General features: G+C 72.7%; 18 protein-coding genes. 5 read left to right on the top strand and 13 right to left on the bottom strand.

The window, feature by feature from the left end:
- Positions 1-222: 222 nt before the first annotated feature.
- Positions 223-1,938: a PucR family transcriptional regulator gene (locus tag MQP27_RS11980; protein ID WP_242764764.1), complete on the top strand. Its 1,716-nt coding sequence runs from the start codon at positions 223-225 to the stop codon at positions 1,936-1,938.
- Between the two features lie 71 nt (positions 1,939-2,009).
- On the opposite strand, the gene MQP27_RS11975 is transcribed toward MQP27_RS11980, so the two are convergent.
- Positions 2,010-2,456, bottom strand: a complete 447-nt coding sequence (locus MQP27_RS11975) for an anthrone oxygenase family protein (RefSeq protein WP_242764762.1) — start codon at positions 2,454-2,456, stop codon at positions 2,010-2,012.
- 92 nt (positions 2,457-2,548) lie between these two features.
- On the opposite strand from MQP27_RS11975, the gene MQP27_RS11970 reads away from it, so the two are divergent.
- The gene (locus MQP27_RS11970) at positions 2,549-3,127 is read left to right on the top strand and encodes a TetR/AcrR family transcriptional regulator (RefSeq protein ID WP_242764760.1); all 579 of its coding nucleotides are present in this window, start codon (positions 2,549-2,551) and stop codon (positions 3,125-3,127) included.
- 30 nt (positions 3,128-3,157) lie between these two features.
- On the opposite strand, the gene MQP27_RS11965 is transcribed toward MQP27_RS11970, so the two are convergent.
- The 5 genes from MQP27_RS11965 to MQP27_RS11945 all read right to left on the bottom strand — a co-directional run bounded on the left by MQP27_RS11965 (position 3,158) and on the right by MQP27_RS11945 (position 11,406).
- Positions 3,158-3,814, bottom strand: a complete 657-nt coding sequence (locus MQP27_RS11965) for a response regulator transcription factor (RefSeq protein WP_242764758.1) — start codon at positions 3,812-3,814, stop codon at positions 3,158-3,160.
- Complete coding sequence (locus tag MQP27_RS11960; RefSeq protein ID WP_242764756.1) at positions 3,811-5,064, bottom strand: sensor histidine kinase; 1,254 nt, start codon at positions 5,062-5,064, stop codon at positions 3,811-3,813. The genes MQP27_RS11965 and MQP27_RS11960 overlap by 4 nt, the downstream gene beginning before the upstream one ends.
- Before the next feature lie 126 nt (positions 5,065-5,190).
- Positions 5,191-6,327: an ABC transporter substrate-binding protein gene (locus tag MQP27_RS11955; RefSeq protein WP_242764754.1), complete on the bottom strand. Its 1,137-nt coding sequence runs from the start codon at positions 6,325-6,327 to the stop codon at positions 5,191-5,193.
- A gap of 167 nt (positions 6,328-6,494) precedes the next feature.
- Positions 6,495-8,291: a thiamine pyrophosphate-requiring protein gene (locus MQP27_RS11950; RefSeq protein WP_242764752.1), complete on the bottom strand. Its 1,797-nt coding sequence runs from the start codon at positions 8,289-8,291 to the stop codon at positions 6,495-6,497.
- Positions 8,292-8,352: 61 nt separating this feature from the next.
- On the bottom strand, positions 8,353-11,406 hold the full coding sequence (locus tag MQP27_RS11945; protein ID WP_242764750.1) for an FAD-binding and (Fe-S)-binding domain-containing protein: 3,054 nt from the start codon (positions 11,404-11,406) through the stop codon (positions 8,353-8,355).
- Between the two features lie 164 nt (positions 11,407-11,570).
- Between MQP27_RS11945 and MQP27_RS11940 the strand changes: the two genes are divergently transcribed.
- On the top strand, positions 11,571-12,329 hold the full coding sequence (locus MQP27_RS11940) for a restriction endonuclease (RefSeq protein ID WP_242764747.1): 759 nt from the start codon (positions 11,571-11,573) through the stop codon (positions 12,327-12,329).
- 10 nt (positions 12,330-12,339) lie between these two features.
- On the opposite strand, the gene katG is transcribed toward MQP27_RS11940, so the two are convergent.
- The 7 genes from katG to MQP27_RS11905 all read right to left on the bottom strand — a co-directional run bounded on the left by katG (position 12,340) and on the right by MQP27_RS11905 (position 19,482).
- Positions 12,340-14,532, bottom strand: coding sequence for a catalase/peroxidase HPI (katG, locus tag MQP27_RS11935; protein ID WP_242764745.1), 2,193 nt, complete (start codon positions 14,530-14,532; stop codon positions 12,340-12,342).
- Positions 14,533-14,557: 25 nt separating this feature from the next.
- Positions 14,558-14,995, bottom strand: a complete 438-nt coding sequence (locus tag MQP27_RS11930; RefSeq protein WP_242764743.1) for a Fur family transcriptional regulator — start codon at positions 14,993-14,995, stop codon at positions 14,558-14,560.
- A 178-nt stretch (positions 14,996-15,173) separates the two neighbouring features.
- Positions 15,174-15,872, bottom strand: coding sequence for a cupredoxin domain-containing protein (locus tag MQP27_RS11925; protein WP_242764741.1), 699 nt, complete (start codon positions 15,870-15,872; stop codon positions 15,174-15,176).
- The gene (locus MQP27_RS11920) at positions 15,860-16,372 is read right to left on the bottom strand and encodes a hypothetical protein (RefSeq protein WP_242764739.1); all 513 of its coding nucleotides are present in this window, start codon (positions 16,370-16,372) and stop codon (positions 15,860-15,862) included. The genes MQP27_RS11925 and MQP27_RS11920 overlap by 13 nt, the downstream gene beginning before the upstream one ends.
- Before the next feature lie 103 nt (positions 16,373-16,475).
- Positions 16,476-17,507 carry a cupredoxin domain-containing protein gene (locus MQP27_RS11915; protein WP_242764737.1) on the bottom strand — a complete coding sequence of 344 codons (1,032 nt, stop codon included), beginning with the start codon at positions 17,505-17,507 and terminating at the stop codon, positions 16,476-16,478.
- A gap of 59 nt (positions 17,508-17,566) precedes the next feature.
- On the bottom strand, positions 17,567-18,883 hold the full coding sequence (locus MQP27_RS11910; protein ID WP_242764735.1) for a copper resistance CopC/CopD family protein: 1,317 nt from the start codon (positions 18,881-18,883) through the stop codon (positions 17,567-17,569).
- Positions 18,880-19,482: a hypothetical protein gene (locus tag MQP27_RS11905; protein WP_242764733.1), complete on the bottom strand. Its 603-nt coding sequence runs from the start codon at positions 19,480-19,482 to the stop codon at positions 18,880-18,882. The genes MQP27_RS11910 and MQP27_RS11905 overlap by 4 nt, the downstream gene beginning before the upstream one ends.
- Before the next feature lie 386 nt (positions 19,483-19,868).
- On the opposite strand from MQP27_RS11905, the gene MQP27_RS11900 reads away from it, so the two are divergent.
- Positions 19,869-24,398, top strand: a complete 4,530-nt coding sequence (locus MQP27_RS11900; protein ID WP_308289926.1) for a bifunctional nitrate reductase/sulfite reductase flavoprotein subunit alpha — start codon at positions 19,869-19,871, stop codon at positions 24,396-24,398.
- Between the two features lie 21 nt (positions 24,399-24,419).
- Positions 24,420-25,373, top strand: coding sequence for an XdhC family protein (locus tag MQP27_RS11895; RefSeq protein WP_242764731.1), 954 nt, complete (start codon positions 24,420-24,422; stop codon positions 25,371-25,373).
- The last annotated feature ends 13 nt before the right edge of the window (positions 25,374-25,386 follow it).

The following is a 25,386-nucleotide window of genomic DNA, read 5'->3' as shown; positions in this document are numbered from 1 at the left end:
GCCCCCTCTCAACCGGAGGGTTCGCCCAGTGGTCCCGTGGACCCAGACTGGCGACCCGGAAGGGCGTCGTGCCTGCTCCTGGCAGGTCGAAACGCGGCTCGTCCGGTCGGTCTGCGAGGACGAGACAGCCGGGACGGGCCCCTGCCGGATGGACCGGCGTCGGCGGGGTACACGGCGCTTGCTCGACCGCGTCTCCGACGCCGGTGAGAACGGAGTGGTCGTATGGCCGGCCGTAGGAAGCAGGCGTTGTTTCATCGCGAGCAGCAGGAGGCCCGTCAGCCGCCCGGGGACTCGGATCCGCACGGGCTGCTTGCGCTCTGTGACCTTCTGTTCCGCAGCACGGACGGCAGCGAGATTCTCCGCATGGCCATGGCCCAGGTCGGCGCCCTCGCCCCGTTCCGCCTGGAGGCGGGCTATCTCCTGTCCGGCGACGGGATCGTCCGGGTCCCCTCCCGCGACTCCGCCGGGGGCGAGGCCGTCGACCGGCGGGTGCGGGAGCTGGCCGAGGCCGACGGTCCGGTCGCCGTCCCCACGCGGCTGTGGGGCTGGGCGTTCGGGCTGCGCGGGTTCGGCCGCCTGCTCGGTTACCTCGTGGTCTCGTCCCGGCAGCGGCCCAGTGAGCAGGACGACCTCCTGATCGGCAGGCTGATACGGCTCACCTCCGCGGCGCTGTCCCTCGCGGCCGCGGGGCACCGGCAGCAGCACGACGCCCTGGAGCTGAGCCGGCTGCGGGAGGAGCACGCCACCGCGGTCCAGCGGCTCGACTCACTCCGGTCCGAGATGCGGCACCAGCGGATCGTCCACGAGACACTCGCCGAGGTCGCCGCCGGGGGCGGCGGCGAGGACGCCATCACCCACGCCCTGTACGAGCTCACGGGTCTGGCCGCGGTCGCCGAGGACCGGTTCGGGAACCTCCGGTCCTGGGCCGGTCCGGGCCGGCCCGGTGACTCCCCGGCACCACCGGCGGAGCGTCGGCAGGAGGTGCTGAGGCAGGTGGCCCTCGGCCCCGGGCCGGTCAGGATCAAGGACCGGCTGATCGCTCTGGCCCGTCCCCGCGGCGAGGTCCTCGGCGTGCTCGCCGTCGTGGACCCGGACGGGACGGCGGACGAGCGCACCCTGTTCGCCCTGGAGCACGCCGTGCGGTCGCTCGCCCTGGAGCTGGCTCATGTGCGCGGTCTCGCCGAAGTGGAGCTGCGGCTGCGCCGCCAGCTGCTCGAGGACCTGCTGGAAGGCACGGACGAGGCGAGCGCCTACGCCAGATCCGAGGCGGTCGGGCACGATCTGCACCGGGCGCACCACGTCATCGTGGTGAACTGGTGGGGCAGGACGGCGGACGACTCCTTCACCCAGGCCGTCGAACGAGCGGCGGCGACGGTGGGCGTCCGGGCCCTGGTGACGCGTCGCGGCGGCCGGGTGGTGCTGCTGGCCGAGGTGAAACCGAACGGCGACGCCCTGCACGCGGCGCTGTCCCGCGAGCTCGGGACGCGCGACGGGGCGATCGGGGTGAGCCGCCGCTGCGAGTCCCCCGCAAGCATTCCGCGCCGCTATCAGGAGGCGCTGCGCGCGCTGGAAGTGCGGCGGCAGTCGCGCGAGCGGGACGGGGCGACGTTCTTCGACGACCTCGGGCTGTACCGGATCCTCGGACCCGGGAGCGACCGCCGCGAACTCGAGGCGTTCGTGGGGGAATGGCTCGGCACGCTCATCGACTACGACGAACAGCACGGCACGCAGATGGTGGAGACGCTCTCGCGGTACTTCGACTGCGGCGGCAACTACGACGAGACCGCCGCCGCCCTGACCGTCCACCGCAGCACCCTGCGCTACCGGCTCCAGCGCATCCGCGAGATCGGCGGGCGCGACCTCGCGGACGTGGACACCCGGCTCAGTCTCCAGGTGGCGACGCGGGTGTGGAAGATCATGCTGGGCGGCCGAGGCTGACGACACCGCGGCCCGGCCGCCGAGGCCTGGTCCTACCTCCCCCTTCGGCGGCGGTGTTGCCGCCGCGGGCGTCAGGACAGGGCGGTGACCAGCAGGGTGAAGGCGGCGATGATGACGGCCACGCGGACGTAGTGGTAGCGGTTCCAGCGGTTGAGCTGGTCCTTCCAGTCCGCCGGGCGGTTCTCGGGGGTCCAGGTCCTGTTCCGGTTGTTGATCGGGACGAGCAGCAGTATCGACATGACCACGCTGACGATCAGCAGTCCGGCGGCGGTGGCGACCAGTCCGGCGCCGTCGTGGGGCCATCCGGCCATGGCCCAGATCGCGCTGAGGACGAGGGAGCCGATGTACCAGAACGGCATCAGCGCGCCGAGCATCCGGCCGCCGTGCGCGTGGCCGAGCTGGCCGCTGTCCTCGGGAAGCGCGTCCAGGATCCGGTTCATGATGAAGGCGACGGAGAACTCCACCCCCACCATCAGGCCGACGACGACGGTGGTGACGACCCCGAGTGCGTTGAGCATGACGATCCCTCCGTTTGGCTAGCGTTGCTAGGCGATGAGGCAACGCTAGACCTGCTGTCGCTCGCTTGTCTAGCGGTGCTAGGATCCGTGTCATGTCGGTACAGGAACGCAAGCGGCGCGAACGGGCCGAGCGTGAGCGCCTCATCGTGGCGACGGCCCGCGAACTCGCCGAGCAGCAGGGCTGGGACGCGGTCACGACGCGGCGGCTCGCCGAGCGCATCGAGTACAGCCAGCCCGTCCTCTACAGCCACTTCCGCGGCAAACGGGAGATCATCGGTGCCGTCGCCCTCGAAGGCGCCACCGAGATGGCCGCGGCGGTGCGGGCCGCGACCGCCGCCGTGGCGGGGCCGCGCGAGCGGGTCGCCGCGCTCGCCCGCGCGTATCTCGACTTCGCCGAGCGCAACCCGGCGGTCTACGACGCCCTGTTCCAGCTCGACGGCGGCCTGGCGTACGCGCGGGAGGACACCCCGGAGCCACTGAAGGACGCCTTCGCCGCACTCCTGGAGAGCCTCGGCGAGGTCGCCGGGGACGGCGTCGACCCGGGACTGTTCACCGAGCTGTTCTGGGCGTCCCTGCACGGGATCGCGACCCTGACCCGAGCGGGCCGGCTGCCGCCGGAGTACGCCGAGCAGCGGGTGCGGCTGTTGGTGAACCGCCTCGCCGTGGCCTGACGCGCCGACACCACCCGCCGCCGGCCGGCCCTACGTCAGCTCCAGCAACCCCCGCCGCACCGCCTCCGACACCGCCGCCGCCCTGTTGTCCACGCCGAGCTTCCGGTAGATGCGCACCAGGTGGGTCTTGACCGTCGCCTCGCTCAGGTACAGGGACTCCGCGATGGCGCGGTTGCTGTGGCCGTCCGCCATCAGGCGGACGACCTCCCGCTCGCGGGCCGTCAACTCCGGCGCGGGCGCGGCCACTTGGCCGACCAGGCCGCCGACGATCCCGGGCGCGAGCCCCAACCCGCCCGCCGCCGCGCCGCGTACGGCCCGGAAGAGGTCCTCGGGCGGGCCGGCCTTGAGGACGTAACCGCGGGCGCCCGCCTCCAACGCCCGTACGACATCGGCGCGTCCGGAATAACTGGTCAGCATGACGACGGGCACCGCCGGGGCCCGCGCTGCGAGCGCGCGGACCGCCTCGACGCCGTCGGGGACGGCGGTGCCCCGGCCCGCGTTCTCGAAGCGCAGGTCCATCAGCACCACGTCCGGTGCCAGCGACAGCGTGAGCCGGACGGCCTCCGCGGGATCGCCCGCCTCCGCGATCACGTCGAGATCCGGTTCGCCCTCCAGCAGGGCGCGCAGCCCCGCCCGTACGACGGCGTGGTCGTCGGCGATCAGGAGGCGGAGCGGGGGCGGGGTCAACGGGCCGCCGCCGTCCGGCTCGGGAGCGTCAGTACGCCGGTCCGGGCGCGGGCGGGGACCGTGGCCCGGACGCGGGTGCCCCGGCTCGGGGCGCTGTCGACGGTCAGCTCACCGCCGTACTCCCGAAGCCGCGCCCGTGCCGCCGGAAGGCCGAAGCCGCGGCCGGACGGGGTCGGGCAGGCGGTGAGGTCGAAGCCGATGCCGTCGTCGCGCACCTCCAGCTCGACCCGGTCGGGGCCCTGGCGGAGCGTGACGAGGAGGCTGGTCGCGCGGGCGTGCTCGCGGACGTTGGCGAGGGTGCCCTGCGCCACCCGGAACAGAGTGAGCGCCGCCTGTTCGTCCAGGTCGGGGCGGTGGACCCCGGTCGAGCGGAAGCGTACGTCCGGCGCCGCGCCCTCCTCCCGCGCCCGCAGGCAGAGCAGTTCGAGGGCGCCCTCCAGCCCCTCCTCGGCGACCGCGGAAGGGGTGAGGTCCCGGATCATCCGCCGGGTCTCCGCGAGGCTCACGTCCAGACCGTCGGCGACCGCCCGCACCCGGGTGCGCGCCACGTCCAGCCGCTCCTCCCAGTCCCGTTCGGCGGCCTGGAGCAGCATCAGGCTGCCGGAGAGTTCCTGCGCGAGCGTGTCGTGCAGGTCCCGGGCGATGCGCTCGCGCTCGCCCAGCACCCCGGCCCGCCGCTGCTCCCGGGCCAGCACCTCACGGGTGCCGCGCAACTCGTCCACCAGCCGTTGCCGCTCGGCCGCGACCCGCTGCTGCGCCCCGTACAGCGCCACCGTGCCCCACACCGCCGCCACCGGGATCAGCACCAGCTCCGGGTCGAACCCGCCCGCGCTCCTGGTGAGTTGGGAGATCAGTACGAGGGTGACGGCACCCGTCGCGACCAGCGCCGCCCGGCGTCCGAGCGCCCGCAGGGCCGCGCAGGCCAGCGGCACCGCGCACCACACGTAGGCACCGGTCAGGGACGGGGGAGTCAGGGCCGCGAGGTAGGCCCACAGCACGATCAGGGCCGCCACCCAGGCGTGCCGGGCGAGCGCGCCCAGCCGGCGCCACAGCAGCAGGCCCGCCGCGTAGGTCGCGGCGAGCAGCGTGCTGACGGTCACGATGTCCCAGCACAGCGCGATGTTCAGCCTCGCGAGCCGGACCAGGGCGGCGCCGACGACGAGGAAGAACACCAGGTGCGCCAGGTGGCGGGGAGCGAACCGGCTGCCGGGGACCGGCGGTGACGGGTGGGCGGGGCCCGGGTCGGACACGGCAAACCCCCTGGAGAGACGATCCGTCGGGGCGGCCGAGTCTATCCGTCGGCTGTATGGGCGATGTGAGGAGCGGGGTCCCGGCCGCCGGCGCGGGAGTGGGGGCGGCCGGGACCCCGCGGCACGTCAGGCCCCCGGGCGCAGTCCCGGCCAGCCGGGCGTGGGGTCGCCCTTCACCTCGCCGAAGTACAGGGCGAAGGTCTGCTTCCAGCGCTCCACCCCGGCCCGGTCGGCCATGAACTCCGGGAAGCCGTCGAGATGGGCGTCGGGGTACTCCCAGATCGGCTTCAGACCGCCGGCCGGGGTGACGTCGGTCCGTACCGACCAGCCGTTGAAGGCGTTCTGCTGGGTGGCCGTGGACAGCTGCCAGTTGAGGTACAGCTTCGCGGCCGTCGGGTTCGCGGCCTGCTTCAGGATCGCGGCGCGCTGGCCCCACGCCATGAACGGATGCCTCTCGGGCACCACGAACCGCACGGGCGACGAGGACGGGGCGACCAGGCTGCCCGCACCGCCGACGCCGATCGCCCGCTCCCCGGCGCGCACGGCGTCACCGGGCGAGTTGCTGCCGCGCGCGAACCGCACGTCCTGCGCGGCGAGCTTGGCGACCCAACTCCAGCCGTACGTCCGGGCGAACAGGGAGTAGAGGTACAGCACGGCGTCGTCGTCGTGCGGGTACGACGAGGCGATCCGCCCCTTCCACCTCGGGTCCACCAGGTCGAGCGGCGTGGCGGGGGCGTCCGGACCGACCGCCGCGGGGCCGTACATGAAGCTGAACGCGATCACCGCCACGGCGACCCACGCCCCCTGCGGATCCCTGAACCGGTCGTACAGCTTCGAGAACCCAGCCGGCCTGTAGTGCAGCAGCCTCCCCTGCTGCTTCCAGCGGACGAAGTCCTGAAGGGTCTGCAGCTGTACGACGTCGGGGACGAGGGTGCCGGTGGCGAACTGGTTGTCCACGCGGACGTCGTGGTACTTGCTGTAGTCCACGACCACGGTCAGGTCGATGTCGGGGAAGCGGGCCTTGAAAGCGGCCTTGGTGCCGTCCTGCTGGGTGGGGGTGTCGCCGCCGGCGTAGACGACGAGCTTGCCGCCTTCCTTCAGCGCGGCCCGGTAGAGCTCGTCGAGGGTGCGGGTCTCCTCGGGGCCGGGGGAGTGCTGTGCGACGGCCGGGGCGGCGGAGGCGTTGGCGGTGGCCACGCCGAGACCGAGGGCGGCGCCCGCCCCGGTGGTGAGGACACGTCGTCTGCTGGGGAAGCTGGACACGCTGCGGAGACCTCTCTGCTGGGGGGGGGTGACGTACGGCCCGGGCGCCATGGGCGTTCGTCAGTCTGGCCCGGCGGAGAGGGGTACCGCGTCGTCCGTACGGATCGAGCGACAGCCACAGGACGGAACCCGGGTTCAACCGAACGGTTGAACCCGGAGGACCGCCGCTACTCCTCCCGGTGCCGGTGCGGGAGGAATTCCTGGACCTTCGCCTTGAAGCCCTGGCGGACCATGCCCGCGCGGTCGCTGTCGCCCTTGAGGACCGCGGCGGCCGCCGCCTCGATCTGGTCGAGGGTGGCGTGCGGCGGGATGGGGGGTACGGCGGGGTCGGTGACGAAGTCGAGGACGCACGGGCGGTCCGCGGCCAGCGCCGTCCGCCAGGCGCCGGCCACCTCGTCCGGCTTCTCGATCCGGATGCCGGTCAGGCCGATGGAGCGGGCGAAGTCGGCGTAGGCGACATCGGGGATCGACTGCGAGGGCAGGAACTGCGGGGCGCCGGACATCGCCCGCATCTCCCAGGTGACCTGGTTGAGGTCCCGGTTGTTGAAGACGGCGACGATCAGCCGCGGATCCGCCCAGTCCTGCCAGTACTTGGCGATCGTGATCAGCTCGGCCATGCCGTTCATCTGCATGGCGCCGTCCCCGACCAGCGCGATGGCCGGCCGGTCCCCGTGCGCGAACTTGGCGCCGATGGCGTACGGCACACCCGGCCCCATCGTCGCGAGGGTCCCCGACAGCGAACCGCGCATCGCGCCCCGCAGCTTCAGGTGCCGCGCGTACCAGTTGGCGGCCGACCCGGAGTCGGCGGCCAGGATCACGTTCTCCGGGAGCAGGTCGTTCAGGGCGTGGGCGACCAGCTCCGGGTTGATCGGATCGGCCTCGACCGCGGCCCGCCGGTCCATGACCTCCCACCAGTGGGCGACGTTGTCCTCGATCTTCTTGCGCCAGGCCGAGTCCTCCATCTGGTCGAGGAGCGGCAGCAGCCGGCGCAGCGTCCGGGCCGCGTCCCCGACGAGGTTGACCTCGAAGGGATAGCGCAGCCCGACCATGTGCGGATCGATGTCGATCTGCACGGCCCGCGCCTTGCCGAACTGCGGCAGGAACTGCGTGTAGGGGAAGGAGGATCCGATGACGAGCAGCGTGTCGCAGTCCCGCATCATCTCGTACGACGGCCGGGTGCCGAGCAGCCCGATGGCGCCGGTGACATACGGCAGCTCGTCGTCCAGGGCGTCCTTGCCGAGCAGCGCCTTCGCGACACCGGCGCCCAGCCGCTCGGCGACCTGGGTGACCTCGGTGCGGGCCCCGCGCGCGCCCTGGCCGATCAAGATGGCCGTCTTGCCACCGGAGTTGAGCAGATCGGCGGCCTTCTGCAGGTCCTCGTCGTCGGGCACGGGCGCGTAGTGCGACATGCCGAGGCTGGAGGGCACCATCTTGAAGGCGTGCTCGGGCGGCGAGTAGTCGAGTTCCTGCACGTCGGCCGGGACGATCACGGCCGTCACCGAGCGGCGCGCGACGGCGGTGCGCAGCGCCCGGTCGAGCACGTTCGGCAGCTGCTCGGGCACGGTGACCATCTCGCAGAAGTCCGAGGCCACGTCCTTGTACAGGCTGACCAGGTCGACCTCCTGCTGGTAGGAGCCGCCCATCGCACTGCGGTTGGTCTGCCCCACGATCGCCACCACCGGCACATGGTCGAGCTTGGCGTCGTACAGGCCGTTGAGGAGATGGATCGCGCCGGGCCCCGAGGTCGCGGCGCAGACGCCGACGCGGCCGGAGAACTTGGCGTAGCCGACGGCTTCGAAGGCGGACATCTCCTCGTGGCGGGACTGCACGAACCGCGGCTTGTTGTCCGCCCGTCCCCAGGCCGCCAGGAGGCCGTTGATGCCGTCTCCCGGATAGGCGAAGACATGGTCCACGTCCCATTCGCGCAGCCGCTGGAGGATGTAGTCGGAGACCTTCGTCGACATGGTCGGTTCCCTTCGTCAAGTGACGTCGAGTGGCGTCAAGTCATGTGCGGTTGGAGTGATTTCACGGGCGGCGCAGCCGCCGCACGGCCTCCCGGCCGCCCGCCGCCGCGGCGGTCGCGGCAAGCGCGGTGGTGGCCCAGCGGGCCGTGCGCGAGGGGCGTTCGGGCCGGTCGGCCAGGCGCTCCGGCCGCTCGCCCGGCAGCGGGCCCTCCAGGCCGAGGGCGAGCGCCTCGGCCAGGTGCAGGGCGTGCCGCCCGGTGCCGCCCTGGTCGATCTGGGTGCGGCAGCTGAACCCGTCGGCCAGCAGCAGGGCGTCGGGGGCGGCGGCGCGGACGGCGGGCAGGACGCCCAACTCCCCGACGGCCAGCGAGACTTCGTGGTGGCCCCGCTCGAATCCGAAGTTGCCGGCCAGCCCGCAGCAGCCCTCGTCCAGGACGTCGGCGTCCAGATGGGCGCGGCGCATGAGTTCGTGGTCGGCGTCGGACTTCATGACGGCGTGCTGGTGGCAGTGGGTCTGCACGGTCGCCGAGCGCCCCAGCTCCGGCGGCCGCCACCCCTCGGGCGCGTGCCGCACGAGCTGCTCCGCGAAGGTGCGCATCTGCCCGGCCAGCCGCCCCGCGTCCTGGTCGTCCGGCAGCAGCTCGGGCGCGTCGGCGCGGAACACGGCCGTGCAGGACGGCTCCAGGCCGACGACGGGCGTGCCCGCGTCCAGATAGGGCCGCAGGACGTCGAAGGTGCGCCGCAACACCCGCTTGGCGACGTCCAGTTGACCGGTGGAGATCCAGGTCAGCCCGCAGCACACGGGCCTGGTCGGCACGGCGACCCGGAACCCGGCGTCCTCCAGGACCCGTACCGCCGACATCGCAACCGACGGGTGGAAGAAGTTGCTGAAGGTGTCCGGCCAGAGGACCACCGTCGACGGGTCGGCCGGGTCCGGCCGCTCGTCGCCGCGGGCCCGCCACCACCGTACGAAGGACCGCCCGGCGAACACCGGGGCCTGCCGTGCCTCGTCCACTCCGGCGAGCCGCTTGCCCGCCCGGCCGAGGAGCGGGGCGTGCAGCGCGCTGTTCGCCAAGGCCGGTACGTGGGTGGCGAGTTGGGACCACAGGGGCAGCCAGCCCATCGAGTAGTGGGCGGCGGGACGCAGCCGGCGTTCGTAGTGGTGGGCGAGGAACTCCGCCTTGTACGTGGCCATGTCCACACCCGTCGGACAGTCCGACTTGCAGCCCTTGCAGGCCAGGCAGAGATCGAGGGCGTCGCGCACCTCGGTCGAGCGCCAGCCGTCGGTCACCGTCGAGTCGGCGTGCCCGCCGAGCATCTCGAACAGCAGCCGGGACCGGCCCCGCGTCGAGTGCTCCTCCTCCTTCGTGACCCGGTACGAGGGGCACATCACCCCGCCCTGGTGGGAACGGCAGTTGCCGATGCCGACACAGCGCAGCACCGCCTGGGTGAAGGAGTGGTCGTCCTCCGGATAGCCGAAGTGGGTCTCCTCGGCCGCAGGCCGCCAGGCGGGCCCCAAGCGCAGCTGTCCGTCGACCGGTCGGGGGTCGACGACCTTGCCGGGGTTCATCCGGTTGCCCGGATCGAACAGGGCCTTGAACTCCCCGAAGGCGGCCACCAGCCGCTCGCCGAACATCCGGGTCAGCAGCTCGCCCCGCGCCTGCCCGTCCCCGTGCTCACCGGAGAGCGAGCCCCCGTAGGAGGCGACGAGGTCGGCGGCCCGCTCCAGGAACCGCCGGAAGTCCGCCACGCCCTGCGCGGTCCTCATCCCGAACGGAATCCGGGTGTGCACACACCCCTGCCCGAAGTGCCCGTACAGCGAAGGGTGGTTGTAGTCGAACTCCTCGAACAGCCGCTTCAGGTCCCGCAGATAGTCGCCGAGCCGCTCCGGCGGTACGGCCGAGTCCTCCCAGCCCTCCCAGGTCTCCCGGTCGTCCGGCGGGCGCGCGGTCACCCCGAGCCCGGCCTCCCGGGCCTTGAGCATCTTCTGCTCGCGCCGCGGATCGTCGGAGAAGGCGACGGAGGCGTCCTTCTCGGACCGGCCGATCGCCTTCAGCAGGGCGTGCGCCTGTCCGTCGACGTCGTCCCGGCTGTCCCCGATGAACTGCACCAGCAGCCAGCTGTCCCCCTCGGGCAGCGCGTCCAGCGAGTCGAGGTAGGCGTGCTCCTCGCGCATCAGCTGCGCCATCCGCCCGTCCAGGGCCTCCAGTTGACCGGGGGAGCAGTGCTCCAGCAGGTGGGGTACGTCGTCGGCGGCCCGGCAGATGTCGTCGTACCCGAGCACCAGCAGCGACTCGTACGGCGGCACCGGGACCAGGTCCAGCTCGGCGTGCAGGACGGTCACCAGGGTGCCCTCGCTGCCGACCAGGGCCCTGGCCACGTCGAGGCCGTTCTCCGGCAGCAGCGAGTCGAGGTTGTAGCCGGAGACCCGGCGCGGGATCTTCGGGTAGCCGCGCCGGATGTCCGCCAGGTACTCGTCGACGATCCGGTCCAGACCGTCGTACACCTCGGCCCGCCGCCCGCCCTCGGCGGCGATCCGGGCCCGCTCGGCCTTCGAGGTGGGCCCCACCCACATCCGCAGCCCGTCGTAGGTCAGCACCTCCAGCCGGCGCACGTTGTCGACCGTCTTCCCGTACGCCTGCGCGGAGGCCCCGCACGAGTTGTTGCCGATCATGCCGCCGAGCGCGCAGTGGCTGTGCGTCGAGGGCTTCGGGCCGAACTTCAGACGGTGGTCGGCGAGCCTCCGGTCGAGTTCGTCCAGGACGATGCCGGGCTCCACCACACAGGTGCGGGCGGCGGGGTCCACGGAGACCAGGGCGTGGCAGTACTTGCTCCAGTCGATCACCACGGCCGCGTTCGTCGTCTGCCCGGCGAGGCTGGTGCCGCCGCCGCGGGAGAGCACCGGCACGTCGAAGCGGGCGCACACCTGCACGGCGTGCGCGCCGGCCTCGACGGTGCGGGGGACGACCACGCCGAGCGGGACCTGCCGGTAGTTGGAGCCGTCGGTGGAGTAGGCGCCCCGGCTGCCGGGATCGAAGCGGACCTCGGCGTCGGTCTCGGCCCGCAGGGCCCCGACCAGGCTGTCGAGGTTCGATTCGTGGACGCGCTCACTCATGGGTCGGCCTCCGGGCTGCCGCGTTTCCCTGTCCGGACGGGCCACCGGGTACCCCGGCAGGCCGGACGCAATGACACCTTCGGCCGTCATGGCCGATGTGCGCCCTTTCAGCCCGTCCGGGCGGTGTCCACACTGCGAGGCAGGGGATCGGACCGGGGGTGCGGATGGCTGCGCAGCGCAGGGCACGGAGACGCCGGAAGAAGCGGGCACGGGGGCGCGGGCGGGCGGTCCCCTCCGGTGGCGGGCTGCTGCTCGGCCTGCTGGCGCTCGCCGTGTTCTGGTCGCGGATCTGGGTGTACGTCGTCGTACTCGCCGCCCTGGCCGCCGCGGGCGCGCTCGGCTGGTGGCTGTGGCGCACCGACCGGCTGGTGCGCGGCCGGGACCGGGCGTGGCGGCGGCAGGACGCGGTGGCCGCGGGGCATCGGACCCTGGCCGAGGTGGACGGCATGACCGGCACGGAGTTCGAGGACCTGGTGGCCGCGCTGTGCAGGCGGGACGGGTGCGGGGGAGTGCGCCGCGTCGGGGGGTCCGGGGACCAGGGGGCCGACGTGGTCGGGCGGTTGCCGGACGGGCGGAGCATGGTCGTGCAGTGCAAGCGGTACGCGCCGAGCGCCGTCGTCGCCAGCCGGGAGGTGCGGGACCTGCTCGGTTCGAAGGTGCACTTCGGGGCCGATGTCGCGGTGTTCGTGACGACGACCCGGTTCAGCGGGCAGGCCATGGACGTCGTACTCAGGAACGGCATCATCGCGCTCAACCGCGATCTGCTGGGGCTGTGGAACAGCGGTGCCTCGCTGCCCTCGCTCATGGGCGTGAACGGCTCCGGGCAGGGCGACGCCCGGCACCTTGCGCGTTGGCGGAGCACGTACGGCCGGAAAAAGCGGCGTCCGGGCCGCCCCCTGCGGGGTGGCCCGGACGCCGTATGACCGGACGGGATCAGGCGATGTCGAAGCGGTCCGCGTTCGACACCTTCACCCAGGCGGCGACGAAGTCGTTCACGAACTTCTCCTTCGCGTCGTCCGAGGCGTAGACCTCGGCCAGGGCGCGCAGCTCGGAGTTCGAGCCGAAGACGAGGTCGGCACGGGTGCCGGTCCACTTGACCTCGCCGGTCGCGTCGTCACGGCCCTCGAAGACCGTCTGGTCCTCGGAGACCGACTTCCACGTCGTGCCCAGGTCGAGCAGGTTGACGAAGAAGTCGTTCGTCAGCTTGCCCGGGGTCTCGGTGAAGACGCCGTGCTGCGTGTTCTGGTAGTTGGTGCCCAGGACCCGCAGACCGCCGACGAGGACGGTCATCTCGGGGGCGCTCAGGCCGAGCAGGTTCGCCCTGTCGAGCAGCAGGTACTCGGCCGGCAGGCGGTTGCCCTTGCCCTGGTAGTTGCGGAAGCCGTCCGCGGTGGGCTCGAGCGCGGCGAAGGACTCCGCGTCGGTGTGCTCGTCCGTGGCGTCCACACGACCCGGGGTGAACGGCACCTCGACGTCGAAACCGGCGTCCTTGGCGGCCTTCTCCACGCCCGCGGCACCGCCGAGGACGATCAGGTCGGCCAGGGAGACCTTCTTGGCGCCCGTGTTGAACTCCGCCTGGACGCCCTCCAGGACGCGCAGGACCTGCGCCAGCTCGTCGGGCTGGTTGACCTCCCAGCCGGCCTGCGGCTGGAGGCGGATGCGGGCGCCGTTGGCACCGCCGCGCTTGTCGCTGTTGCGGAAGGTGGACGCCGACGCCCAGGCGGTGGAGACCAGCTGGGAGACCGTGAGACCCGAGTCGAGCAGCTTCGCCTTCAGCGCCGCCACGTCGGCGGCGTCGATCGGCTCGCCCTCCGCCTCCGGCAGCGGGTCCTGCCACAGCAGGGTCTCCTCCGGGACCTCCGGGCCGAGGTACAGCGACTTCGGGCCCATGTCGCGGTGGGTCAGCTTGTACCAGGCGCGGGCGAAGGCGTCCGCGAACTGGTCGGGGTTCTCGTAGAAGCGGCGCGAGATCTCGGCGTAGATCGGGTCGAACTTCAGCGAGAGGTCCGTCGTGAGCATCGTCGGGAGCTTCTTCTTCGACGGGTCGTGCGCGTCGGGGATGATCGCCTCGGCGTTCTTCGCCACCCACTGGTGGGCACCGGCCGGGCTCGTCGTCAGCTCGTACTCGTACTCGAAGAGGTTCCTGAAGAAGCCGTTGCTCCACTGGGTCGGCGTGGCGGTCCAGGTGACCTCCAGGCCGGAGGTGATCGCGTCGCCGCCCTTGCCGGAGCCGTAGGTGGACGCCCAGCCCAGGCCCTGCGCCTCGATCGGGGCGGCCTCCGGCTCGGGGCCGACGTTCTCCGCGGGGCCGGCGCCGTGCGTCTTGCCGAAGGTGTGGCCACCGGCGATGAGGGCGACGGTCTCCTCGTCGTTCATCGCCATCCGGCGGAAGGTCTCACGGATGTCGCGGGCCGCGGCGATCGGGTCCGGGTTGCCGTTCGGGCCCTCCGGGTTGACGTAGATGAGACCCATCTGGACGGCGCCGAGCGGGCTCTCCAGGTCACGGTCGCCGGTGTAGCGCTGGTCGTCCAGCCACACCGTCTCCGGGCCCCAGTAGACGTCCTCCTCCGACTCCCAGACGTCCTCGCGGCCGCCGCCGAAGCCGAAGGTGGTGAAGCCCATCTGCTCCAGCGCGACGTTGCCGGTGAGGATCATCAGGTCGGCCCAGGACAGGCTCTTGCCGTACTTCTTCTTGACCGGCCACAGCAGACGGCGGGCCTTGTCCAGGTTGCCGTTGTCCGGCCAGCTGTTCAGCGGCGCGAAGCGCTGCTGGCCGGCGCCGGCACCGCCGCGGCCGTCGCTGATGCGGTAGGTGCCCGCGCTGTGCCAGGCCATGCGGATCATCAGCGGGCCGTAGTTGCCGAAGTCGGCCGGCCACCAGTCCTTGGAGTCGGTCAGCACCTCGGCGATGTCCTGTTTCACGGCCGCCAGGTCCAGGCTGCTGAAGGCCGCGGCGTAGTCGAAGTCCTCACCGAGGGGGTTCGCCACGGCCGGGTTCTTGGCGAGGATCTTCAGGTTGAGGCGCTCCGGCCACCACTGGCGGTTGCCGCCGCCCTGGGTGGGGTGCAGGGCTCGCCCGTCGTGCGCTACCGGGCACTTGGCCTCTGCGGCGTTGTTCTCAGACATGGGAATCCTTCCGGGGGGTTGGTGCTCAGGCCGTGCGTGCGGTGGAACAGTCGGGGCACAGGCCCCAGTAGATGACCTCGGCCTCGTCGATCGCGAAGCCTCGGTCGTCCGAAGCGGTGAGACAGGGGGCGTGACCGACCGCGCAGTCGACGTCGAAGACGGCGCCGCACGACCGGCAGACGAGGTGGTGGTGGTTGTCCCCGACCCTGCCCTCGAACCGGGCGGGGCTGCCGGGCGGCTCGATGCGGCGGACCAGGCCGGCCGTGGTGAGGGCGTGGAGTGCCTCGTACACGGCCTGCAGCGATATGTGGCCCACGCGCTCGCGCACGCCGGAGGCGATCGCCTCGACGCCCAGGTGGTCACCCTGGCGAACGGTCTCGAGCAGGGCGACGCGGGCGGCAGTCACCCGCAGGCCGGCACCGCGCAGCTCATCGGCGGTGGACGGGGGCTGGGGTGAAGTCATGACGCCAACCTACCCGCACAAACACGAATGGTTCAAGAAAACGAACAGTACAAGTCTGGTGTCGTGGGGGTGACCGGTGGGACGCGCGGTGTTCCCGGGGCACGCGCAGGCGCCCACGGGTGACCGTGGGCGCCGGGATGCCGCTGTTTCTCTCGGTGACTCCGATCCAGGTGTGACGTCAGTCACCTCCGGGGCTTTCGCTCCGGGCGGCGGACGCCCGGGAGCCCACCAGGAGCAGGCACAGGACCGAGACGCCCGCGACCACGCCGGTGAGGAGGAGCAGGGGGTCGAGGGGACGGGTGGTGGAGGCGGCGTTCTGGAGGTCCGGGGCGGACTGCGTCGACGCGGAGGCGGCGGCGGACGGGGTCTCGGAGGCCTGCGCGGCGGCGTCGGCGCTGTGGTCGGCATGGGCGGACCGGGACGCGTGGGGCGAGTGGGTCATGTCCATGGAGGGCATGGCAGCGGCGGCGGAGCGCCGGGTGGGCGCGGGCGTGGGGGCCGAGGTCGCCGGGTGGCTGTGCGCGGTCGGGGTGGGAGCGGGCAGCACCACCAGCTGCGCCGTCATGTTCGGATGCACCGTGCAGACGTAGCCGTACGTCCCCGGCGTCGTGAAGGTGTGGCTCCAGCTGCCGCCCTTGCTCAGCATCGGCGAGTGGACGGCGGCCGGGCCGGACGTGGTCTTCACGTCGTGGGGTGCCTGGTCCTGGTTGGTCCAGGTGACGGTGTCCCCGGCGGTGACGGTCAGGCTCCGGGGCGCGAACGCGTAACCGGACATGGCGACTTGGTGGGTGGTGGCCGCCCGCGCCGGTGCGGCGGGCAGGACCAGGGCGGTGCCCGCGAGGAAGAGCGCGGCGAGCAGGGAGGTCAGGCGGGGCATGCGAACTCCGCGGCGACGAGCAGCCGGATGCGGTCTGCGGGGCGGATGCGGGGCAGGGTGAGGCCGGTCGCGCGCAGCCGGCGGTACGGCAGGCCGAGCATGCCGAGGACCAGCAGCCGGCCGGCGGTCCGCTCGACGACGCGGAAGCCGAAGACGCCCGGCACCGGGTCCGCGGCCAGGGCGAGTTCGCCGGGGACGTGCAGCCGGGTGGCCTCGTCCGTGGGCGTGAGGCTGGTGCTGACGAAGCTGAGCACCCGGCCGCCGAGCGGCCGGCCGGCCAGCTCCAGGCTCAGCACGCAGTCGTCGGAGTCGTGCGCCACGGTGAGGGTCGCGTCCAGCGCGGTGAGCCGGCGCCGCAGCGTGGTCAACGGGCCGAAACGAGCGGTCAGTTCGGCGATGCAACGGTCCGGGACTGCGGTGTAGGTGCCGGGGTCGGGCAGCCAGTCCGGGCCCGGGCGGGGCGGCGGCAGGGGGACGGTGGGGAGGGTCTCGGTGGTCATCTCGGCACCTCGGTGGTTCGGGCGGAGTGACGGGCGGGGAGAATGGAGCGGCGGCGGGCCGGCCGACTGCGACTCGGCCGGCCCGTCGCGTCCTGCCGGGGGATCAGCAGGAGTTGGTGATGTACTCCTCGGTCGGGGCGAGCAGGTGCTCGGCCCAGACGGTGTGCATCTTCACGTAGGCGTCCGGGTCGAGGATGTCCGCGACCTGCTGGCCCAGCGACTCCTCCAGGTGCGCCGAGTTGATGTGCTGGAGCAGCACGCTCAGCGTGTCGTCGGAGACGCTGCCCACGCCGTTGACCGCGGGAGTGAGGATCGACTCCAGCCAGACGGTGTGCATCTTGATGTAGCTGTCGAGCTTCAGCGCGTCCTGGACCTGCTGGCCCGGGGACTCCTCCAGGTGCGCCTTGTCGATGTGCTGGAGGATCGGCAGCAGCACCTGCTGGACGCTGACGCACTGCTCGCCGCCGCCGTCGCCGCCACCGCTCGTGCCGCCGGAGCTGCTGCCCCCGCTGCTCGAACCGCCGCTGCTGCCACCGGAGTCGGAGCCCCCGGTGGTGCCGCCCGTGGTGCCGCCGGTGGAGCCGCCCGTCGACCCGCCGGTCGAGCCGCCCGTGGAGCCGCCGCTCGAACCGCCGGTGCTGCTGCCCCCGCTGTCGTCGGCGACCACGGTGACCGATGCCGTCATGTCCGGGTGGACCGCGCAGTAGTAGTCGTACGTACCGGCCTTGGTGAAGGTGTACGACCAGCTGTCGCCCTTCTCCAGCGTCCCCGAGTCGAACTTCGCCGGGCCGCTGGTGGTGGTGACCGTGTGCGGAGCGGAGTCCTCGTTGACCCACTTCACGGTCTGGCCGACCTTCACCGTCAGCTTCGGCTGCGCGAAGGCCATGTCCTTGATCTCGATGGTGTAGTCGGCCGCCGCGGCGTCCGTGGCCGTCTGGTCCATGTCCGCCATCGACTGGGCCGCGGCGGCCGGTTGGGCGGTCTGCGGGGCCGCGGCGCCGGTGGACGCCTGGAGCAGACCGAGACAGGCGACGGCCGCGAGACCGGCGCCCAGACCGGTGGCCAGCAGCGCCCGGTTGCCCACCCGGGAGCGCCGGTGGCCGGCCGGGGGTGCGGTGGTTTCCTCTGTGTGCATGGTGGTGCGTCTCCCTTGTGAGATTCGCCGGTACGGCGAGGGGGTGGGACGGGTGCCGGTCAGCGGCCGGGAGCGGACGTGACCAGCAGACTCGTGGCGGCCAGTACGACGAGGACGAGCCCCGTCTCGGCCGCGACCGAGTGGACGAAGGGCCGTACGGTGAGGCGGTCGCCGCGCAGCAGTACGGCGATGTCGAGCCGTGTCCGCACCCAGCCCCGGCTGCGCTGCGCGAGCAGCAGCACCAGGGCCAGCACGGCGAGTTTGAGCAGCAGGAGGCGGCCGTAACCGGTGTGCAGCAGCGCGCCGAAGGAGCCCACGACCTGCCAGGTCAGCACCGCCCCGGCGGCCACGATCGCGGCCACCGACACCCCGGCCAGCGTGGAGTAGCCGGACACCACGGCCTTCAGCTCCGCGGGCCGGCGCCGGGGCAGCACCCCGGTCAGCAGCAGTGCCAGACCGCCGAGCCACAGCGAGACGCCGAGCAGATGGACCACGTCGGCCACCGCGCCCCAACCGGGGTGCGTGCCCTCGGAGTTGTGCCCGGTCATGCTCGTCGTACGGAGCAGCCCGAGGGCCACGGCCAGCGCGCCGACCCGCCAGCCGGGCGAGCGCGCGGTCCGGTCCCCGCCCTGCAGGACGGCGGCCAGGACGATCGCGGCGAGCACCCACATCAGCACCCGGCAGGCGGCCACGACACCGACCTGGGTGCCCAACAGGTCGGCGTAGGCGGCCCGTCGGAACACCGCGCCGAGCGAGCCGAGCGTCCCGTACGCCTCCTGGAGCCCCGGCGCGAGCAGGCTCGCCGCGAGTCCGGTGGCCCACGAGAGGGTGAGGACGCGGCGGGTACTGCGGTCCAGCGCGCCCTGCGGCCACAGCAGCGCGAGGAAGGCCAGGCCGCCGACGTACACGGCGAGAGCGAGGTAGCCGGCCCAGCGGACGGCGGCCCAGACGGTACGCACGGTCTCGGAGGGTTCCGGGGCCGCCGGGGCGGCGGCAGCGGGCGCGGCCTTCGCGGTGAGGCGGAAGGAGAGCGTCCCGGAGGTCGGATGCCCGTCCTCCATGTCAAGTACCTGCCAAGTTAGGGTGAGGTCGCTCCGCCCGGACGTCTTCGGGACGGTGACCTCGACGGCCCGGCCGCCCCCACCGCTGCGGGAGACGGCCAACTGCCTGCCGCCCACGGTGACATGGACGTCGTCGAGCTCCACCGGCTCGCTGAAGGTGAGCCGCACGGCGGCCGGGGTGCGCGCGAGCCGGGTGCCGTCGGCCGGGGCGGAGGACTCCAGCTCCGTATGGGCCGACGCGGCCGGCGCGGCGAGCAGCAGGGCGGCGAGGGCGGTCAGCAGGACGGTGAGGAGCGAGCGCGTACGGCGTCTCACGGCAGCACCTCCGAGAGGAGCGAGGGCGAGGCGGCCACGCCGACGCACAGGGAGGAGAGGGAGTCCGGCGACTTCGAGGGGGACGGGGAGGGGGTCGGTGCGAGCAGGCTGTCGAGGAGGCCCGTCACCGGGGTGGCCAGACCGTTCAACAGGGGCTTCACGAGCCGGACTTCGCCCTCGTCGCAGCTGTCCGTGGCGGTGGGGGAGGGGGTGGGGGTCGGCGCGGGGGAGGATGAGGACGAGGGTGAGGGTGCGGGGGCGGTCGTAGGGCCGGCGCCGTGATCGTGGCCGCCGCTGCCGCCCGTGGACGGCGTGCTGTCGGCCACGGGGATTCCGGCGGCACCGCCGCCTGCCCAGTAGCCGCCGCCCGAGGTCCCGGCGGTGGTGTCGGGCGGGCCGGTCTCGGAGCGGGACGTGGGCCGGTGGGGTGTCGGCGAGGCCCCGGATGCCGGGGGTGAGGTCGTGGTGACGGTCGTGGGTGCCGGGGCTCCGATCCCCGAGGCGTATCCGAGGACGACGACCACGGCGGCGACGAGCGCGCCCGCCACGATCTCGTCGCGATGGTCTCCTGGCCAGGACGCCCTGGCGAAGAAGGACATGGTCCCTCCTGACGCTGTGCGTGAAACGGCGGTGACCAGGAGTGCACCGACGTGACGATTCCCGTCCGCTACGCGTCAGTTAATCGGCCGTTTCATTGCCTCATTTTCGGCTGGGGGTGCGCTGTGAGAACGGACCTCCCCGCCCCAATCCGCGCATTGCATTCCGTGAAGAAAGAGCAGGGAACGTGAATTCGAACGCGCACGGCATTTCTTTCTTCACGGAATCCGCGTGAATGCATATGCGGACCTCTCACACCGCCCCTCGGGCCCCTGTGCGTCACGTGTAACCCCTGACGACGGACTCAGGAGACACCCGTGTAATGGGCATTTCGTACCGTCGGTGAAGATCCACCCGCACGGAACGAGCAGGAGAGGCAGGGGTGCCCGTGGCCGCGCCGGACTCGCGGAACGCCGACACGACGACGGTCACGAAGGTGCGCACGGTCTGCTCCTACTGCGGGGTGGGCTGCGGTCTCGTCCTCGACGTCGGCATGGGCCCCGACGGCCGCCGTACGGTCCTGAAGGCCTCCGGCGACAAGGAGCACCCGGCGAACTTCGGCCGGCTGTGCACCAAGGGCGCGACCACCGCCGACATGCTCGCCGCACCCGGCCGGCTGACCACCGCCCTGGTCCGGCCCGAGCGCGGCGAGGAGCCGGTGCCGTCCGGCGTCGGCGCGGCGATCACGGAGACGGCCGGGCGGCTGCGCGCGATCATCGACGAGCACGGGCCCGACGCCGTCGCCCTCTACGTCTCCGGACAGATGAGCCTGGAGGCGCAGTACCTGGCGAACAAACTCGCCAAGGGATTCGTCCGGACCAATCAGATCGAGTCCAACTCACGGCTGTGCATGGCCAGCGCGGGAACCGGCTACAAACTGTCCCTCGGCGCCGACGGGCCGCCCGGCTCGTACCAGGATCTCGACAAGGCCGACCTCTTCTTCGTCATCGGCTCCAACATGGCCGACTGCCACCCGATTCTTTTCCTGCGGATGATGGACCGGGTGAAGTCGGCCGGCGCCAAGCTCATCGTCGTCGACCCGCGCCGCAGCGCCACCGCCGAGAAGGCCGACCTGTTCCTCCAGATCGAGCCGGGCACCGATCTCGCCCTCCTCAACGGGCTGTTGCACCTGCTGTACGAGAACGGGCACACCGACCCCGAGTTCATCGCCCGCCACACCGACGGCTGGGACGAGATGCCCGCGTTCCTCGCCGACTACCCGCCCGCCACCGTCGCCGAGATCACCGGCATCCCCGAGGACGACATCCGCGAGGCGGCCCGGCTGATCGGCGAGGCGGGGGAGTGGACCAGCTGCTGGACGATGGGCCTCAACCAGTCCACGCACGGCACCTGGAACACCAACGCCCTGGTGAACCTGCATCTCGCGACCGGCGCCATCTGCCGGCCGGGCAGCGGGCCCTTCTCCCTCACCGGACAGCCCAACGCCATGGGCGGCCGGGAGATGGGCTACATGGGCCCCGGGCTCCCCGGCCAGCGCTCCGTCCTCGTCCCCGAGGAGCGGGAGTTCGTCGAAAAGCTGTGGGGACTGGAAGCGGGCGCGATCCGCGCCGACGGCGTCGGCAAGGGCACCGTCGAGATGTTCCGGAAGATGGCCGACGGCGCGATCAAGGCCTGCTGGATCATCTGCACCAACCCCGTCGCCTCCGTCGGCAACCGCAAGACGGTCATCGAGGGCCTGGAGGCCGCCGAGTTCGTCGTCACCCAGGACGTCTTCGCCGACACCGAGACCAACGCCTACGCCGACGTCGTGCTGCCCGCCGCCCTGTGGACCGAGACCGAGGGCGTCCTCATCAACAGCGAACGCAACCTCACCCTCGCCCGCCCCGCCGCCGACCCGCCCGGCGAGGCCATGGCCGACTGGCGGATCATCGCCGCCGTCGCCCGCGAGATGGGGTACGAGGACGGCTTCTCGTACGACAGCGCCGAGGAGATCTTCGAGGAGATCAAGCGGGCCTGGAACCCGAGGACGGGCTGGGACCTGCGCGGGGTGACGTACGAGCGGCTGCGCGAGACACCGGTGCAGTGGCCGGCGCCGAGCGCGGACGGGCCCGACCGCAATCCGATCCGGTACGTCGGTGACGACGGCACCCCGACCTTCCCGACGGCGAGCGGACGCGCCGCCTTCTTCGCCCGCCCGCACCTGCCCGCGGCCGAGATGCCGGACGACGACTACCCGTTCGTCCTCAACACCGGGCGCCTCCAGCACCAGTGGCACACCCTCACCAAGACGGCGAAGGTGCCCAAGCTCAACAAGCTCAACCCCGGGCCATTCGTGGAGCTGCACCCGCGGGACGCGGCCGAACTCGGCGTCACCGACGGCGACTCGGTGGAGGTCGCCTCCCGGCGCGGGCGGGCCGTGCTGCCCGCGGTGGTCACCGACCGTGTACGGCAGGGGAGTTGCTTCGCGCCCTTCCACTGGAACGACCTGTTCGGCGAGTACCTCAGCGTCAACGCGGTGACCAGCGACGCGGTCGACCCGCTGTCCTTCCAGCCCGAGTTGAAGGTCTGCGCGGTGTCGCTGACCAAGGTGTCGACGCCGGTGACGGTACGAACTCCGGTCGCGGAGCGGACGGTTGAGGCGACCGGGGAACTCGTGCCCGTCGCAGCCACCTCCGCCGAAGGTGTGTTCGGGCTCGAACCCGCCCCGCCGCCGGTGCTGACCGCTCAGGAACGCCAGTACCTGGTCGGCTTCCTCGCCGGCATCCCCTCCGGCGTCTCCGGCGTGCCCGTCCTCCCGCCCGACGCGCCCTTCAGCCCCGAGCACGCCCTGTGGGTGAACGGCGTACTCGCCGGGATGTACTCCAGGACGGCGACCCCGGCAGCACTGCCCACGCCGTCCACCGGAGCCGTCGTGGTGGGCCGTGAGGTGGTCGTCCTCTGGGCCTCGCAGACCGGCAACGCCGAGGACTTCGCCGCCGCGACCGCCGAGCGGCTCAAGGCCCTCGGGCACGCCCCGTCCCTGCTCGGCATGGACGAGGCCGACCCCGCGGCGCTGCCGCCCCGCGCCGACCTGCTCCTGATCACCAGCACCTTCGGCGACGGCGACGCCCCCGACAACGGCTCCGGCTTCTGGGAGACCCTCGCCGCCCCCGACGGGCCCCGCATGGAGGGCCGACGCTACGCCGTCCTGGCGTTCGGCGACTCGTCGTACGACGACTTCTGCGGCCACGGCCGCCGCCTCGACCAGCGCCTCGACGAACTCGGCGGCCTGCGGCTGGCACCGCGCACCGACTGCGAACCGGACTACGAGGACGCGGCCCACGGCTGGCTGGACCGGGTACTGACAGCGCTGTCCGGCACGGCGGAAGGGGGCGCGGGGGCTGTCGGGCCGGCGGGTGCAGGGGAAGGGGACGCGGGGGCTGTGGGTCCCGTGGGAGCGGCAGGAGGGCTGGCGGGCGCTGCGGGGCTCGCGGGTGCGCCGGAAGGGAATGCGGGCGCTGTGGGACTCGCGGGGCCGCCAGGAGGGCTGGCGGGTGCGCCGGGCGGGATCGCGGGTGCTGCGGGGCTCGCGGGTGCGCCGGAAGGGAATGCGGGCGCTGTGGGACTCGCGGGGCCGCCAGGAGGGCTGGCGGGTGCGCCGGGCGGGATCGCGGGTGCTGCGGGGCTTGCCGGTGTGCCGGGCGGGCTCGCGGGCGTGGGCGACGAGCGTGCCGGTGCGGTGGGTGGCCTTGCGCCTGCCGGGGAAGGGAGCCCCGCCCTCGCGCCGCCCGTCGCGTCGGCCCCCGCCGCCGCTCCGGCCCCCGGCGCTGCTCCGACCCCCGCCCCCCGCTCCAGGAAACCCGCCCCCGTCCTCGCCCGTCTCACCGGCAACCGTCTCCTCAGCCTCCCCGGTGCCGGCAAGGAGGTGCGTCGGTTCACCTTCGACACCCGCGACAGCGAGACGCCGCTGCTGTACGAGGCGGGCGACGCGCTGGGCGTCCGGCCGCTCAACTCCCGTGCCCTGGTGGAGGAGTGGCTGAGTGTCACCGGCCTCGCCCCGGACAGCCCGGTCGAGGTGAGCGGCGTCGGTGAACTCCCCCTCCACGAAGCCCTGTTGCGCCACCTCGACATCACCCGCATCACCCCGGGCCTCCTTCGCTTCGTCACCGAACGGGCCCGTGACCCACGGGAGTTGAAGAAGCTCATGCGCCCCGACAACAAGGACGGGCTGGCGCGGTGGTCATGGGGCCGGCAAGCTGTGGACGTCGTCGCCGAGCACGGGGTACGGGCCGAGGCGCGCGAGTGGGCGGAGGTGCTCGGCCGCCTCCAGCCGCGGCTGTACTCCATATCGTCGAGCCCGCTGACCGACCCCCACCTGGTCTCGCTCACCGTCTCCGTCGTCCGCTACGAGAACCTCGCCGGCCGGGCCCGCCAGGGCGTCTGCTCCCCGTTCCTGGCCGACGCCGAGCCGGACACCCCGGTCCCCGTCCACGTCCAGCGCTCCGCCCACTTCCGCCCGCCCGCCGACCCGGCCACCCCGATGGTGATGGTCGGCCCCGGCACGGGCGTCGCCCCCTTCATCGGCTTCCTCGAACAGCGGCGCGCACTCGGCCACCGGGGCCCCAACTGGCTGTTCTTCGGCGAACAGCACCGGGCCACGGACTTCTACTACGAGGAGGAGCTCACCGGCTTCCTCGCCGACGGCACCCTCGACCGCCTCGACACCGCGTTCTCCCGCGACCAGCGCGCGAAGGTCTACGTACAGGACCGGATGCGCGAGCACGGGCCGCAGCTGTGGTCCTGGCTCCGGGACGGCGCGCACTTCTACGTCTGCGGCGACGCCTCCCGGATGGCGAAGGACGTCGACCAGGCACTGCGGGACATCGCCATGGTGCACGGGGGGATGGACGCGGCGGGGGCGGCGGCGTACGTGAAACAGCTGTCGGCCGAGAAGAAATACGTCAGGGACGTCTACTGACCTGCGGACTACGCTGAATCCATGCGTGAACTGGCGAGGACGGCACGGCAGTGGGCGGCCCAGGGACGTACGGCGGTGCTCGCGCGGCCCGTCACCGAGCGGGGCTTCGGGGCCTGGCGCCCCGGGGACGCGCTGCTGATCGACGCCGACGGGAACTGTCACGGCACGCTCTACCGCGGCGCCTTCGACCGGCAGCTGGCCGCCGAGGGCGCCGGGCTCGCCGCCGGGCACACCGCCCGGGTGTGCGCCGTCGCCGTGCACGACCAGGGCGTACGGGACGCGGGGCTGACCTGCGGGGGACAGGCCGAGATCCTGCTCCAGCCGCTGCCCGCCGTGCCCGCCCGCTGGTGGGAGCTGCTCGCCGCCGGGGCCGACGTCGCGCTGATCACCCGGCTCGACGAGCGGCGTACGCATGCCGTCAGTACCGTCGTGACGCCCGGCGGGAGCACCGACGGGCCGGACGTGCCGCCGCAGGCCGCCGCCCAGGCCCGGGAACTGCTCGGCCGCCGGCGCGCCGGGCGCGAGGTGCACGCCACCGACGCCGGGCTCGTCCTCATCGAGACCTGCCCCGCGATCCCCCACCTCGTCATCGTGGGCGGCGGAGAACTGGCCGAACTCCTCGTCGCCCAGGCCGGGTTGCTGCGCTGGCAGGCCACGGTCACCGCGACCGCCGAGGACGCGGGCAAGCTGCTCGCCGAGCGTCCGGCCGCCGCCTGTCTGGTCATGCTGAGCCATGAACCCGACGTCGACGTGCCGACCCTCCACACCGCGCTGAGCTCCGGGATCCCGTACGTCGGCGCGCTCGGCTCCCGGCACACCCAGGAGCGCCGGGCGGCCGGACTCGTCGAGGCGGGCCTCGGCGAGGAGCACCTCGGGCGGATCCACGGGCCGATCGGCCTGGACATCGGGGCCCGTACGCCCGAGGAGACCGCCATGGCGATCTGCGCGGAGGTCCTCACGGCGCTGGTGCGCTAGGCGCAGATGCGAT

The organism is Streptomyces cylindrosporus (genome assembly GCF_022698165.1).
Lineage (GTDB): Bacteria > Actinomycetota > Actinomycetes > Streptomycetales > Streptomycetaceae > Streptomyces > Streptomyces cylindrosporus.
Note: the sequence above shows the minus strand (reverse complement) of the source record. Positions and strands in the feature narration are given on the sequence as shown.